The sequence below is a fragment of the Enterobacter sp. B79-1 genome, from assembly GCF_057444735.1.
Genome location: NZ_JBYAZJ010000005.1, coordinates 110,187 through 124,835 on the forward strand (window position 1 = coordinate 110,187; position 14,649 = coordinate 124,835).

A 14,649-nucleotide genomic window follows, 5' to 3' on the forward strand; every position below is an offset into this window, starting at 1 on the left:
CAGCCATGCCGGGTGGCGGCGTTGCCTTACCCGGCCTACCCGTCAGAATGACTTACTGACTAAACGGTGACGCCGCCGGGACGCGGGCCTGAGACACCGCCAGCCCCAGCTGCCACACCGCCATTGCGTAGTGGGTACTGTGGTTATAACGGGTAATGGTGTAGAAGTTCGGCATGCCGTACCAGTACTGATACCCGGTTCCCACGTCCAGACGCAGCAGGCTCACCTGCTCGACATTGCCCAGCGGCTGCGTTGGCGTTAAGCCTGCCGCCGTCAGCTGTGCAACGCTGTATTTAGTTTTGAAGCCGTTTTCCAGGCCAAACGCCTCGCCGTTTGCCTGCACCGCAACTTGCCCACCCGGCGTCCAGCCGTGCGCTTTGAAGTAGTTCGCCACGCTGCCGATGGCATCCACCGGATCCCACAGGTTGATGTGACCATCCCCGTTAAAGTCGACGGCATATTGCTTATAGGAAGACGGCATAAACTGGCCGTAGCCCATCGCACCGGCAAACGACCCTTTCAGATCCAGCGGGTCGTCCTGTTCGCTGCGCGCCATCAGCAGGAAGGTTTCCAGCTCGGAAGAGAAGTATTCCGCGCGGCGCGGGTAGTTAAAGGAGAGCGTCGCCAGCGCGTCCAGGATGCGGGTTTTACCCATCACGCGGCCCCAGCGGGTTTCCACGCCGATGATCCCGACGATGATTTCCGGCGGTACGCCGTACACCTGCCACGCGCGGTTGAGCGCATCTTCATACTGATTCCAGAACACCACGCCGTTTTGCACGTTGTCCGGGGTAATAAACTGTTTGCGATAGCGCAGCCACGCGCCGTTTGGCCCGGTCGGCACCTGTGCCGTCGGTGCCTGGCGGTCCATCAGGCGCAGCACGTAGTCCAGACGCTTGGCCTGAGACAAAATTTCGTGCAGCTGCTGTCTGTCAAAGCCGTGTTTACTCACCATTTTATCAATGAACTGCTCGGCCGCCGGGTTATTCGCGAAGTCGCCGCCCATCTGCATCATATTGTGCTGCGGCTCCAGCAGGAATCCTCCGGAAGGCGCGCCCGCCGTTTGCTGAACGGCTTCGGTCTTAGGTTTGCTACTACAGGCAGACAGCAGAATAAGCGCAGGCAACAGCGCTGCATAACGACGCTTGAACATGAGACATCCATTTAACGGGTTCGATAAGAACCCAGTATGGTAAAGCATCCGCAACACCTCAAGGAAGCGGTACGCACTCCCCCAACGCAAATCCGCGCTTTTTTCCACCGATAACCATTGCCCCCATCAATAAACTTTCAAAATAATCTATTTTTCTTTCATTGTGAGATCTAATTAACACTTTAAAACCTTTCAAAGTGATTATTATTAGCCTGTCAGACAAAAACAAAAAAGCCCCCACAGGAGAGAAGAATGATAGAAACCATCACCCACGGCGCCGAGTGGTTCATCGGGCTGTTTCAGAAAGGCGGAGAAGTGTTCACCGGCATGGTGACCGGGATCCTGCCCCTGCTGATCAGCCTGCTGGTGATCATGAACGCGCTGATCAACTTTATCGGCCAGCAGCGCATTGAACGCTTCGCCCAGCGCTGTGCCGGGAATCCGCTGTCCCGCTATCTGGTATTACCGTTCATCGGCACCTTCGTGTTCTGTAACCCGATGACCTTAAGCCTCGGCCGCTTCATGCCGGAAAAGTACAAGCCGAGCTACTACGCCGCCGCCTCCTACAGCTGCCACTCCATGAATGGCCTGTTCCCGCACATCAACCCCGGAGAGCTGTTTGTCTATCTCGGGATCGCCAGCGGTCTCACCACCCTTGGCCTGCCGCTCGGCCCGCTGGCGGTGAGCTATCTGCTGGTCGGCCTGGTCACCAACTTCTTCCGCGGCTGGGTGACGGACCTCACCACCGCCATTTTTGAGAAAAAAATGGGCATCCAGCTTGAACAGAAAGTCCATCTTTCAGGAGCCACAGCATGAACCGGATCCGCATTGAGAAAGGCACGGGCGGCTGGGGCGGCCCGCTGGAGTTCGACGCCACCGAAGGCAAAAAGATCGTCTACATCACCGCGGGCACGCGCCCGGCGATCGTTGACAGGCTGTGCGAGCTGACCGGCTGGGAAGCGGTCGACGGCTTTAAGGAAGGCGAACCGCCGGAGGCGGAAATCGGTGTGGCGGTGATCGACTGCGGCGGCACGCTGCGCTGCGGTATCTATCCGAAGCGCCGAATTCCGACGGTGAATATTCACTCCACCGGAAAATCCGGCCCGCTGGCGCAGTACATCCTTGAGGACATTTATGTCTCAGGCGTGAAAGAGGACAACATCACGCTGGTGAATGGCACTGCCGCGCCGCAAAAAGCGGCCCCGCGCGAGTACGACACCAGCAAGAAAATCACCGAGCAGAGCGACGGCCTGCTGGCGAAGGTCGGGATGGGCATGGGTTCCGCCGTGGCGGTGCTATTCCAGTCCGGGCGCGACACCATCGACACGGTACTGAAAACCATCCTGCCCTTTATGGCGTTCGTCTCGGCGCTGATCGGCATCATCATGGCGTCCGGCCTGGGGGACTGGATTGCCCACGGCCTCGCCCCGCTCGCCAGCCACCCGCTCGGGCTGGTCACGCTGGCGCTGATCTGCTCCTTCCCGCTGCTGTCGCCGTTCCTCGGCCCGGGCGCGGTGATTGCCCAGGTCATCGGCGTGCTGATTGGCGTGCAGATTGGTCTGGGGAACATCCCTCCGCACCTCGCCCTGCCCGCCCTGTTTGCCATTAACGCCCAGGCGGCGTGCGACTTTATCCCCGTTGGGCTATCGCTGGCCGAAGCGCGCCAGGACACCGTGCGCGTAGGCGTGCCGTCCGTGCTGGTGAGCCGCTTCCTGACGGGCGCGCCGACGGTGCTGATTGCCTGGTTTGTCTCCGGCTTTATTTATCAATAAGAGGTTCCTGCGATGACCGTGATTTACCAGACCACCATTACCCGCATCGGCCAGAGCGCGGCCGACGCGCTGAGCGACCAGATGCTGATCACCTTCCGCGAAGGCGCCCCGGCAGATATCGAAGAGTTTTGTTTTATCCACTGCCACGGCGAGCTGAACGGTGAGCTGAAGGCAGGAAGCCAGCTGGAGCTGGGTGAAGCGCGCTATGCCGTGACTGCCGTTGGCGACGTGGCCGAGCAAAACCTGCGCGAGCTGGGCCACATCACCCTGCGTTTCGACGGCCAGCCGCAGGCCGAATATCCCGGTACGGTTCACGTAGCGGGCCCGGTTCCGCAGGCTGTCACCCCAGGCTGCACGTTAAAATTTGTTGCGTAATTAAGGAGAAACACATGAGTCAGGTTGCCGTTGTCATTGGTGGAGGACAAACCTTAGGCGAGTTCCTCTGCCGTGGGCTTGCCGCAGAGGGTTACCGCGTGGCGGTAGTGGACATTCAGAGTGAAAAAGCCGCCCGCGTGGCGGACACCATCAATACCGAGTTTGGCGAAGGGATGGCGTACGGGTTTGGTGCCGACGCCACCAGCGAGCAGAGCGTGATGGCGCTGGCCCGCGGCGTGGACGAGATTTTTGGACGTACTGACCTGCTGGTCTACAGCGCGGGGATTGCGAAAGCGGCCTTTATCAGCGATGTCGAGCTGGGGGATTTTGACCGCTCGCTGCAGGTGAACCTGGTGGGCTATTTCCTCTGCGCCCGCGAGTTTTCCCGCCTGATGATCCGCGACGGCATTCAGGGGCGCATCATTCAGATCAACTCAAAATCAGGGAAGGTAGGCAGCAAGCACAACTCCGGCTACAGCGCGGCGAAGTTTGGTGGCGTGGGGCTGACGCAGTCTCTGGCGCTGGATCTGGCCGAGTACGGCATTACCGTGCATTCGCTGATGCTGGGCAACCTGTTGAAATCGCCGATGTTCCAGTCCCTGCTGCCGCAGTACGCCACCAAGCTCGGCATCAAGGCTGAGGAAGTGGAGCAGCACTACATCGATAAAGTGCCGCTGAAGCGCGGGTGCGACTATCAGGACGTGCTGAACATGCTGCTGTTTTACGCCAGCCCAAAAGCCTCGTACTGCACCGGGCAGTCGATCAACGTGACCGGTGGGCAGGTCATGTTCTAAGTCCCTTCCCCGGTGGCGCTGCGCTTACCGGGGCTACAATACCCGTAGGCCGGGTAAGGCGCAGCCGCCACCCGGCATTTAAGGAGTGAAATATGGTAACCGCACTCATCACCGTCGCCGCCCTCGCCTGGCTGTGCCAGATGGCGTTTGGCGGCTGGCAGATCCACCAGTTTAACCGCGCGTTTGATGCCCTGTGCCAGAAAGGTCGCGTCGGGGTCGGGCGTTCCGGCGGACGCTTCAAACCGCGCGTGGTCGTCGCCGTTGCGCTGGATGAAAACAATAACGTCTGCGATTCCCTCATCATGCGCGGCATGACCGTCTTCGCCCGGCCGGTGAAAATCCAGGCAATCAACGGCATTTCGCTCCAGGAATTACGGCCTGATGTGATCTTTCCCCATGATCCACTCTGTCAGAATGCACTATCATTAGCGCTTAATCTGAAACATGGATAATTTCGTTGTGAAAGCTATAGACTTGCGAAATTATCATTTCGCAACCTAAGGAACGAAGCGCCTATGAAACCTCGTCAGCGGCAGGCGGCCATTCTCGAACATCTGCAAAAGCAGGGAAAATGTTCGGTAGAGGATCTGGCCCACTACTTTGACACCACCGGCACGACAATACGCAAGGACCTGGTATTGCTCGAAAACTCTGGCGCCGTCATTCGAACCTACGGCGGCGTGGTGCTCAATAAGGACGAAGCGGACCCGCCTATCGATCACAAAACGCTGATCAATACCCACCAGAAAGCGCTAATTGCCGAAGCTGCCGTAAAATTTATCCAGGACGGTGATTCCATCATTCTGGATGCAGGCAGTACCGTCCTGCAGATGATCCCGCTGCTCAGCCGCTTTAACAACATCACGGTGATGACCAACAGCCTGCACATCGTCAACGCCCTGTCGGAGTTCGACAGCGAGCAGACCATCCTGATGCCCGGCGGCACCTTCCGCAAAAAATCGGCGTCGTTTCACGGCCAGCTGGCGGAGAATGCCTTCGACCACTTCAGCTTTGATAAACTCTTTATGGGCACCGACGGCATCGACCTGAACGCGGGCGTTACGACGTTCAACGAGGTGTTCAGCGTCAGTAAAGCGATGTGCAACGCCGCGCGGGAAGTGATTTTGATGGCAGACTCGTCGAAGTTTGGCCGCAAAAGCCCCAACATTGTCTGTAGCCTTGAAAGCGTTGATAAGCTGATTACCGACGCGGGTATCGACCCGGCGTTCAAGAAAGCGCTGGAAGAGAAAGGAATCGACGTGATCGTAACCGGAGAAAGAGATGAGTGATTTTCTGTTAGAAACGGGCCGCCAGACGCTGATGCTGGAACTGCAGGAAGCCAGCCGCCTGCCGGAACGTCTGGGCGAGGATTTTGTCCGCGCGGCCAACACCATTATCCACTGCGAAGGCAAAGTGATCGTGGCGGGCATCGGTAAATCCGGCCATATCGGCAAAAAGATTGCCGCGACGCTCGCCAGCACCGGCACCCCGGCGTTCTTTGTGCATCCGGCAGAAGCGCTGCATGGCGATCTCGGGATGATTGAAAGCCGCGACGTGATGCTGTTTATCTCCTACTCCGGTTCGGCCAAAGAGCTGGACCTGATTATTCCACGCCTGCAGGAAAAATCGGTCGCCCTGCTGGCGATGACCGGGAAATCCCGCTCGTCGCTGGCGCTGGCCGCCAAAGCGACGCTGGATATTTCCGTTGAGCGTGAAGCCTGTCCGATGCACCTTGCCCCGACCTCCAGCACCGTTAACACCCTGATGATGGGCGACGCGCTGGCGATGGCGGTGATGCAGGCGCGCGGCTTTAACGAAGAAGATTTCGCCCGTTCGCATCCGGCGGGCGCGCTCGGCGCACGCCTGCTCAATAAGGTTCACCACCTGATGCGCACCGACGATGCCATTCCGCAGGTCAAACTCGATACCAGCGTCATGGACGCGATGCTGGAGCTGAGCCGCACCGGTCTGGGGCTGGTTGCGGTCTGCGATGACAACGGGAGCGTCAAAGGCGTGTTCACCGACGGCGACCTGCGCCGCTGGCTGGTGGGCGGCGGCAGGCTGGAAACCAACGTGTCGGACGCCATGACCAAAGGCGGGCTGACGCTCAACGCCGAGAGCCGCGCCATTGAAGCCAAAGAGGTGCTGATGAAGCGCAAAATCACCGCCGCTCCGGTGGTGGATGATGCCGGCAGGCTGTGCGGTGCTATCAACCTGCAGGATTTTTATCAGGCCGGAATAATCTAGCCCTTCAGTCCCAGACGCTTCGCCAGCCTGTGCAGGTTGGCGACGTCCATCTCCAGCGCCCGGGCGCACGCCGCCCAGCTGCGGTTGTTCTGCTCCAGCGCGCGGGTAATCATCTGACGCTGAAATTCTTCCGTCGCCTCGCGCAGATTCTCGTTTGCGCTCTCAGGCGCAGCAGCCTTCACGGTCGGGGCACTTTCCTCATGCACTGCAAATTGCTGTGCATGAATTACCACCTCATCCCCCGAACGCGTCGCACGCGCCAGCACCACCGCGCGGTGGATCGCATGCTCCAGCTCGCGTACGTTGCCTGGCCAGCCGTAGCTCAGCAGATGCGACCTCGCCCCCGGGCTCAGCACCACGCGGGAAAGCCCCATCCTGAGTCGGCACTGCTCGCAGAAAAAGCCCGCCAGCAGCACCACGTCGTCCCCGCGCTCGCGCAGCGGCGGCACCGTAAGCGGGAACACGCTCAGGCGATGGAACAGGTCAGCGCGGAAGTTCCCGGCCAGTACCTCTTCACGCAGGTCGCGGTTGGTGGCGGCCAGCACGCGCACGTCCACTCTGTGACTGCGGTCATCCCCTACGCGCTGGATGTCGCCGTACTGCAACACGCGCAGCAGCTTGGCCTGCAGCGACAGGGAAAGCTCGCCGATTTCATCCAGAAACAGCGTGCCGTTATCCGCCATTTCAAACTTGCCGCTGCGGTTGCTGATGGCCCCGGTAAACGCCCCTTTAACGTGACCAAACAGCTCGCTTTCCGCCACGCTCTCCGGCAGCGCGGCGCAGTTGAGGTACACCAGCGGGTTCACCGCGCGCGGCGAGGCTTCGTGAATGGATTTCGCCACCAGCTCCTTACCGGTGCCGGTTTCCCCGAAGATCAGCACGTTTAAATCTGAGGCGGCAACAATCTCAATCTCTTTTTTGAGCTGAGCCATGCCCGGAGAAAGGCCGATCATCTCCGTGTGCGTTACCTGCTCAAACGCCGCCGGGCTGCCGGGAAGAATGTTCTGGCTCTCCAGCTGTTCAATCAGCAGGGCATTGTTCAGCGCCCCGGCGGCCAGGGCGGCAATCAGGCGCAGCTCTTCATCGCTAAAGGTGTCGAACTGGTCCGGCGACAGGCCGTCGAGGGTCAGTGCACCAATCAGGTTTTGTCCGGCAAACAGCGGCAGGCCGATACAGGCGTGCACCTTCAGGCTCTCCTGTCCGGGAATAAGCCCGTCGTACGGGTCAGGCAAATCGCTGTCCGCCGGGAAGCGCACCACGTCACCCGCGCGGGCGATAGTTTCCAGACGCGGATGGCCTTCAAGGGTAAAACGCCGCCCGAGCACGTCCTTCGCCAGCCCGTCGATAGCCAGCGGAATAAACTGCCGCCCTTCATAGCGCAGCAGCGCCGAGGCGTCACACGCCAGCACGTGGCGCAGCGTGGAGATCAGCCGCTGAAAGCGGTCCTGATGGCCGATACCGGTTTGCAGCTCAATGGCGATCTTCGCCAGTACGTCGACGGAAAAGCTCATAGTGACCTCGCTGTCATTTTGACAATGCATATTGTCATATTGACACTGATTTTAATAGTCATAATGACTACCCATTACGGATCATGAAAATTTTTATCAAACAAAATCAACACATTAAAAGTTGGCACGCAACTTGATATAGGCAAACCATCTTATTTGAAAATGCTGTATTACGTAGAGGTTGCTATGTCTATTCTGGTTAAAAATAACATTCATTGGGTCGGTCAACGTGACTGGGAAGTGCGCGATTTCCACGGGACGGAATACAAAACGCTGCGCGGCAGCAGCTACAACAGCTATCTCATCCGCGAAGGAAAAAACGTGCTGATCGATACCGTCGATCACAAGTTCAGCCGCGAGTTCGTGCAGAACCTGCGCGGTGAAATCGACCTGGACGCCATCGACTACATCATCATCAACCACGCGGAAGAAGATCACGCCGGCGCGCTGACCGAGCTGATGTCTTACATTCCGAACACGCCGATCTACTGCACCACCAACGCCATCGACTCGATCAACGGCCACCACCACCATCCGGAGTGGAACTTCCATACCGTGAAAACCGGCGACGCGCTGGATATCGGCAACGGCAAACAGCTGATCTTCGTGGAAACCCCGATGCTGCACTGGCCGGACAGCATGATGACCTACATGACCGGCGACGCGGTGCTGTTCAGCAACGACGCCTTCGGCCAGCACTACTGCGACGAGCGCCTGTTCAACGACGAGGTGGACCAGACCGAGCTGTTCGAGCAGTGCCAACGCTACTACGCCAACATCCTGACGCCGTTCAGCCGCCTGGTGACGCCAAAAATTACCGAAATTCTCGGCTTTAACCTGCCGGTGGACATGATTGCCACCTCCCACGGCGTGGTGTGGCGTGAGAACCCGACCCAGATCGTCGAGCTGTACCTGAAGTGGGCGGCGGACTATCAGGAAGACCGCATCACGATCTTCTACGACACCATGTCCAACAACACCCGCATGATGGCGGACGCCATTGCCCAAGGCATCAACGAAATGGACCCGAACGTGGCGGTGAAAATCTTCAACGTGGCGCGCAGCGATAAGAACGAGGTATTGACCAACGTGTTCCGCTCTAAGGGCGTGCTGGTGGGTGCCTCCACCATGAACAACGTGATGATGCCAAAAATTGCCGGTCTGGTGGAAGAGATGACCGGCCTGCGTTTTCGCAACAAGCGCGCCAGCGCCTTTGGCTCCCACGGCTGGAGCGGCGGCGCGGTAGACCGTCTCTCCACCCGTTTACAGGATGCGGGTTTTGAAATGTCCCTCAGCCTGAAAGCCAAATGGCGTCCGGATATCGACGCCCTGGAGATCTGTCGCCAGCATGGCCGCGATATTGCCCGTCAGTGGGCGCTCGCTCCGCTGCCGGAAGTGGCGGCAAACCCAACCGAACAGCAGGAAACCTGCGCCTGTGCCGCCGCGGCGGCCGCCGATCTCGGCCCGCGCATGCAGTGCAGCGTCTGCCAGTGGATTTACGACCCTGAACTGGGCGAACCGCTGCAGGATGTGGCCCCGGGCACGCCGTGGCGCGACGTGCCGGACAACTTCCTCTGCCCTGAATGTTCACTCGGTAAGGACGTCTTTGACGAACTGGGTACGGAGGCAAAATGAGCAACGGTATCGTCATCATCGGCTCGGGCTTTGCCGCCCGCCAGCTGGTGAAAAACATCCGCAAGCAGGATGCCAGCGTGCCGCTGACGGTGATTGCCGCCGACAGCATGGACGAGTACAACAAGCCTGATTTAAGCCACGTCATTAGCCAGAATCAGCGCGCCGAAGACCTCACCCGCCAGACGGCGGGGGAGTTCGCAGAGCAGTTTAACCTGCGTCTGTTCCCGTACACCTGGGTCACCGATATCGACGCCGATGCCCACGTAGTGAAAGCGAAAGAGAAAACCTGGCAGTACGACAAGCTTGTGCTGGCCACGGGTGCCTCTGCGTTTGTGCCGCCGATTGAAGGCCGCGAGCTGATGATCACCCTCAACAGCCAGCAGGAGTACCGGGCCAGCGAAACGGGGCTTCGCGACGCTCAGCGGGTAATGATTGTCGGCGGCGGGCTGATCGGCACCGAGCTGGCGATGGATTTCTGCCGGGCGGGCAAATCCGTCACCCTGGTTGACCACGCGGCGAGCATTCTGTCGGCGCTGATGCCCGCAGAAGTAAGCAGTCGCTTACAGCATCGCCTGACCGACATGGGGGTGCATCTGCTGTTGAAATCGCAGCTGCACAGCCTGAGCAAAACCGAAGGCGGCATTCGTGCCACGCTCGACCGCAGCCGCAGCGTTGAGGTGGACGTGGTTATTGCGGCGACGGGCCTGCGCCCGGAAACCGCGCTGGCGCATCGCGCAGGTGCCGAAACAGGCCGTGGCGTGAAGGTAAATAGCGACCTGCAAACCACGCAGCCGGATATTTACGCCCTGGGCGACTGCGCTGAAATTAACGGTCAGGTGCTGCCCTTTTTACAGCCAATTCAATTAAGCGCGATGTATCTGGCGAAAAACCTGCTCGGCGGCAGCGCGCCGCTGAAATTACCCGCCATGCTGGTTAAAGTCAAAACGCCGGAATTACCGCTGCATCTTGCCGGTGAAACGCAGCGTCAGGATCTAAACTGGCAAATTACCCTCGAACCGCAGGGAATGGTCGCGCGCGGTGCCGATAATGAGGGTCAGATGCGCGCTTTTGTCGTCAGTGAAGATCGGATGAAAGAAGCCTTCGCCCTGCTGAAATCGCTACCTGCTTAACCCTCGTATTGCCGGGTGGCGCTTCGCTTACCCGGCCTACTCAACAACAAAACGGCAAACCTTGTAGGCCCGTGCAAGCGTAGCGCCGCCGGGCAAAAACTGGGCTGGGTAGTTCAGGAACGCACCACCAGCGCGTCGTAGCCGCGCCAGCGGTAGTTGACCATGGAGATCAGCCAGCAGGCAACGAACAGCCCAACCACCACAAACCCGGCGTTGCCCAGGTTGTCGTTTACCGCGGCAATTAGATCCCAGACGCCGCCGCTGAGGGCGAATTTGTCCATCAGCAGGCCCAGCGCTTCCAGCCCGCCGATAAACAGCGCCACCACCACGGAGGTGCCGGTGATGGTCATGTTGTAGTAGAGCTTGCGCTGCGGCTTGTTAAACGCCCAGCCGTAGGCACCGACCATCAGCAGGTTGTCGAGGGTATCCACCAGCGCCATGCCGCTGGCGAAGAGCGCCGGGAAGATCATGATTGACCACACCGACATCCCGCTGGAGGCGCTGGCAGCAGAGATCCCCAGCACGCCAATCTCGGTGGCCGTGTCAAAGCCGAGGCCAAACAGGAAACCAACCAGGTACATCTGCCAGCTTTTATTCACCAGGCGGAAGGTTTTGCCGAACAGCCAGTTCATGACGCCGCCCTGGGCAGGTAGCGTGATATCGCCCTGCACTGGCCTGCCGTGTTTCAGCGCCTGAAAACTGCGCCAGACGCCGCGCAGGATCACCATGTTCACCAGCGCCATCGCCAGCAGGAAGGTCGCCGACACCGCCGTGCCAATCAGGCTGCCAGTTTCGTGGAACCATTCCATGTTTTTCTGAAACGCCGTCGCGGTAGCGGCGATGGCAATCGAGGCCAGCACCACGATGGTGGAGTGCCCCAGCGAGAACCACGCCCCCACGCCGGACGGGCGTTTGCCCTGCTGCATCATCTTACGCGTCACGGTATCAATCGCGGCGATGTGGTCGGCGTCCACCGCGTGACGCAGCCCGTAGCACCACGCCAGCAGGCTGGCGGCCATCAGCGCCGTGCTGCCGCTAAAGGCGTGCCATGCCCATCCCCAGGCCAGCAGGTTTGCCATTACCAGAGCCAGCAGCAGAAGCGCGGCGCGAGGTTCATTGCGTAAGAGTCGTAACATTTTAAGTCCTTTGTGAACATGACCGGGCGGCGGCGACCACCGCCTGCCCGAAGGAGATCGCTCCGTCACCTGCGGGCAGGTGCGAAGGAAAAAGAAGCGTAAAGTCAGAAAGATAATGACGCAGGCGCGCGCGCAGCAGACGGTTGTGCACCACGCCGCCGCTGAGGCAGATTGTCGACAGCGATAAGCGTCGGGCATGGTGCGCGGCGAGTTCCGCCAGCCCTTTTGCCAGCGCGTCGTGAAACGCCCACGCGCGCTCGCACGGCTCAGCCTGCCAGCTCAGCCACTGCTGCCAGAACTGCGCGAGGTTGTCGACAGACAGCGTCACCAGATGTTCCACGCCGTTACACTGTGCCGCCAGCGCTTCCAGCCGACAGGCCGCTTCACCCTCCCAGGATTGGGTTTCAATGCCCAGCGCGCAGGCGACCGCATCAAACAGGCGACCACATGACGAGGCCTGCGGCGCGTTGATGCCGCGCCCGATCGCCGTCGCCAGCAGCGGCCAGTTCTGGCGCTGTACCGCGCGCGTTTCCGGATACTGCTGCCAGTCAGGGACAAATGCCAGACAGTGGGCGAGCAGATTGCGCCACGGCTGCCGCGCCGCCAGATCGCCGCCCGGCAGCGCAACGGCAGGCAGCCCGCCCAGATGCTCGCATGCGAGATAGTTCACCCGCAGGCACTCCCCGCCCCACAGCGCGCCGTTCTCGCCCATGCCGATCCCGTCCAGCGTGAGGGCGATAACGTCTCCGCCCTCACGCGGCCAGCCGTTTTCCGCCAGGCACGCCGCCGCGTGGGCGTGATGGTGCAGTACGGTTTCGACCGGCAGCGCCTGCGCTTGCGCCCATTGTTGCGTGTGATAGCCCGGATGGGCGTCGCACACCACGCGCTCCGGCTGGAAGGCGTAGATGTCCTGCATCGTCGAGAGCGCGCCACACCACTGCGCTTCGACACCCTCGTCGCCAAGATCGCCAAAATGCTGGCTCAGCACCGCCTGGCTGCCACGCACCAGGCAGAAGGTGTTTTTCATCTCCGCACCGGTGCATAACATGGCGGGGATATTCTCAAAACCCGCAGGCAACGTGATGGCATCCGGCACAAAACCGCGCGCCCGGCGAAGCATCGCGCCGTCCCGATCCATCACCGAATCGTCCATCCGTTGAAGAATATCGCGATTGTGCAGCAGGAAGCCGTCCGCGATCTTGCCCAGTTCATCCAGCGCCTGTTGATTACTGATGGCAGGCGGCCTGCCGCTGAGGTTGCCGGAGGTCATCACCAGCGGGCGCTGGCAGTCCATCATCAGCAAATGTTGCAGCGGGTTTGCGGGAAGCATGATGCCCACGCTATCCAGACCCGGCGCGATTGCCTCGGGGAACACCGGCAGCCAGGCTTTTGGCGTGAGCACGATGGGTGCAGCGGGTGAGCGCAGCAGCGTCTGAATCGACTCAGGCAGCTTATCCGCCTGCGGGATCATCACCGCCAGCGGCTTCGATGGACGCTGCTTGCGTGACCGCAATGTCAGTATCGCCTGCGGGTTGAGCGCGTCGCAGACGAGGTGAAAACCGCCCAGCCCTTTAACCGCGACGATACCGCCGTCCTTGAGCATCGTCACCGCCGCACGCAGTGCCGTTTCGCGGGTGGCAACAACGTCACCGGCACGCCATTCCAGCGCTGGCCCGCAGTCCGGGCACGCCACCGGCTGGGCGTGAAAACGTCGGTCGGCAGGATTGCGGTACTCCGTCTCACAGGGTGCGCACAGGGGAAATGCGGCCATCGACGTGGCCGGACGGTCATAGGGCATGGCGCGAATAATGGTAAACCGCGGCCCGCAGTGGGTGCAGTTGATAAACGGGTAGCAATAACGGCGCTCGCCGGGGTCGCGCATTTCAGCCAGACACGCCGGACAGGTGGCGGCATCCGGCACAATCTGGGTGTCCATGGCGCCGCCCGCACTGTGGCGGATAACAAACGCGTCCGGCAGGTTCGTCCAGGTGAACGGCTGCGTTTCAACGTGGTCAATGCGTGCCAGCGGTGGGCAGTCCTGATGCAGCCTCGCGGTAAAGGCCCCCCCATTACCCGCGAGGCGCACCAGCACGCCCTCTCCGTCGTTGCAGACATCGCCCGTTAGCTGAAGCTGATGCGCAAGCTGCCAGACGAAGGGCCGAAACCCCACGCCCTGCACCTTGCCGCGCACGCGCAGCTGTACGCCGTTACTGCTCATGGCAGATCAGAACAGCAGTGATGCTGAAGTATCGAACGCCGCACGACGGCGCTTTTCGGCGCTCATCTGCTCAAGCTTGTCGCGATCCACGCAGACCAGCGCGTGCGTCGGGCAGGCTTCCATGCAGGCCGGGCCCGCCTCACGGTGGTAGCAAAGATCGCATTTGTTGGCTTCGGCTTTCTCCGCCCGCACGCTCAGCCCCAAACCGCTGTTGCGCACGACCGGACGGACAACCACCTCCATCGCGCCGTACGGGCAGGCGACCACGCAGGTTTTACAGCCAATGCAGCGCTCCTGCATCACGTGCACAAAGCCTTTCTCGCGTTTAATCGCCCCGTTCGGACAGACGTTCGCGCACGGCGCGTCTTCGCACTGGCGACAGATGGCGGCGGTAGAAATATTCACGCCTTTAATGACGTGGATGCGTGGCAGGAACGTGTCAGGAGTCAGCGACGCGCAGTCCTGCTCCGCCTGATGGGAAACCACGCACGCCACTTCACAGGTACGGCAACCTATGCACTTACTGGCATCGGCCATAATAAAACGGTTCATCTGCTTCTCCAGCATTACAGTTATGCGCGGAGATATTCATAAACCGTGCCAATTATTAACATTATGATTTTTAACGATTTTAAAAATGAGTGTGGTGCTGTCATCGTCACTTATGACGATAACTGC

At 60.1% G+C, this 14,649-nt stretch carries 14 protein-coding genes; 9 read left to right on the top strand and 5 right to left on the bottom strand.

What is annotated here, in order from left to right:
• Positions 1-52: 52 nt before the first annotated feature.
• Complete coding sequence (gene mltB / locus AC2T6E_RS15315; RefSeq protein ID WP_174340992.1) at positions 53-1,153, bottom strand: lytic murein transglycosylase B; 1,101 nt, start codon at positions 1,151-1,153, stop codon at positions 53-55.
• 252 nt (positions 1,154-1,405) lie between these two features.
• Here mltB and srlA point away from each other — a divergent pair, with 252 nt between their 5' ends.
• The 7 genes from srlA to gutQ all read left to right on the top strand — a co-directional run bounded on the left by srlA (position 1,406) and on the right by gutQ (position 6,341).
• Complete coding sequence (gene srlA / locus AC2T6E_RS15320) at positions 1,406-1,969, top strand: PTS glucitol/sorbitol transporter subunit IIC (RefSeq protein ID WP_023333189.1); 564 nt, start codon at positions 1,406-1,408, stop codon at positions 1,967-1,969.
• Positions 1,966-2,925 carry a PTS glucitol/sorbitol transporter subunit IIB gene (gene srlE, locus AC2T6E_RS15325; RefSeq protein WP_486692396.1) on the top strand — a complete coding sequence of 320 codons (960 nt, stop codon included), beginning with the start codon at positions 1,966-1,968 and terminating at the stop codon, positions 2,923-2,925. The genes srlA and srlE overlap by 4 nt, the downstream gene beginning before the upstream one ends.
• 12 nt (positions 2,926-2,937) lie before the next feature.
• The gene (gene srlB / locus AC2T6E_RS15330) at positions 2,938-3,300 is read left to right on the top strand and encodes a PTS glucitol/sorbitol transporter subunit IIA (protein ID WP_008499554.1); all 363 of its coding nucleotides are present in this window, start codon (positions 2,938-2,940) and stop codon (positions 3,298-3,300) included.
• Between the two features lie 14 nt (positions 3,301-3,314).
• Positions 3,315-4,094 carry a sorbitol-6-phosphate dehydrogenase gene (srlD, locus tag AC2T6E_RS15335; RefSeq protein ID WP_148401014.1) on the top strand — a complete coding sequence of 260 codons (780 nt, stop codon included), beginning with the start codon at positions 3,315-3,317 and terminating at the stop codon, positions 4,092-4,094.
• A 92-nt stretch (positions 4,095-4,186) separates the two neighbouring features.
• Positions 4,187-4,546, top strand: a complete 360-nt coding sequence (gutM, locus tag AC2T6E_RS15340) for a transcriptional regulator GutM (protein WP_010434428.1) — start codon at positions 4,187-4,189, stop codon at positions 4,544-4,546.
• A 63-nt stretch (positions 4,547-4,609) separates the two neighbouring features.
• Positions 4,610-5,383 (top strand): glucitol operon DNA-binding transcriptional repressor SrlR, encoded by a 774-nt coding sequence (gene srlR / locus AC2T6E_RS15345; RefSeq protein WP_010434430.1) that lies wholly within the window; start codon positions 4,610-4,612, stop codon positions 5,381-5,383.
• The gene (gene gutQ, locus AC2T6E_RS15350) at positions 5,376-6,341 is read left to right on the top strand and encodes an arabinose-5-phosphate isomerase GutQ (RefSeq protein ID WP_486692400.1); all 966 of its coding nucleotides are present in this window, start codon (positions 5,376-5,378) and stop codon (positions 6,339-6,341) included. The genes srlR and gutQ overlap by 8 nt, the downstream gene beginning before the upstream one ends.
• Here the strand turns inward: gutQ and norR are convergent.
• Positions 6,338-7,852, bottom strand: a complete 1,515-nt coding sequence (gene norR / locus AC2T6E_RS15355; protein ID WP_120159332.1) for a nitric oxide reductase transcriptional regulator NorR — start codon at positions 7,850-7,852, stop codon at positions 6,338-6,340. The genes gutQ and norR overlap by 4 nt on opposite strands.
• A gap of 186 nt (positions 7,853-8,038) precedes the next feature.
• Here norR and norV point away from each other — a divergent pair, with 186 nt between their 5' ends.
• Both norV and norW read left to right on the top strand, forming a co-directional pair.
• Entirely contained in the window at positions 8,039-9,487 is a 1,449-nt protein-coding gene (norV, locus tag AC2T6E_RS15360; RefSeq protein ID WP_486692402.1) for an anaerobic nitric oxide reductase flavorubredoxin, read from the top strand.
• Positions 9,484-10,617: an NADH:flavorubredoxin reductase NorW gene (norW, locus tag AC2T6E_RS15365; RefSeq protein ID WP_454539390.1), complete on the top strand. Its 1,134-nt coding sequence runs from the start codon at positions 9,484-9,486 to the stop codon at positions 10,615-10,617. The genes norV and norW overlap by 4 nt, the downstream gene beginning before the upstream one ends.
• 113 nt (positions 10,618-10,730) lie before the next feature.
• Here the strand turns inward: norW and AC2T6E_RS15370 are convergent, their stop codons facing one another.
• The 3 genes from AC2T6E_RS15370 to hydN are packed head-to-tail and all read right to left on the bottom strand — an operon-like array spanning position 10,731 to position 14,523.
• Positions 10,731-11,753, bottom strand: coding sequence for a HoxN/HupN/NixA family nickel/cobalt transporter (locus tag AC2T6E_RS15370; RefSeq protein ID WP_454539391.1), 1,023 nt, complete (start codon positions 11,751-11,753; stop codon positions 10,731-10,733).
• 1 nt (position 11,754) lies between these two features.
• On the bottom strand, positions 11,755-13,971 hold the full coding sequence (gene hypF, locus AC2T6E_RS15375) for a carbamoyltransferase HypF (protein WP_214594547.1): 2,217 nt from the start codon (positions 13,969-13,971) through the stop codon (positions 11,755-11,757).
• Positions 13,972-13,977: 6 nt separating this feature from the next.
• Positions 13,978-14,523, bottom strand: coding sequence for an electron transport protein HydN (hydN, locus tag AC2T6E_RS15380; protein WP_108416405.1), 546 nt, complete (start codon positions 14,521-14,523; stop codon positions 13,978-13,980).
• Positions 14,524-14,649 lie beyond the last annotated feature (126 nt).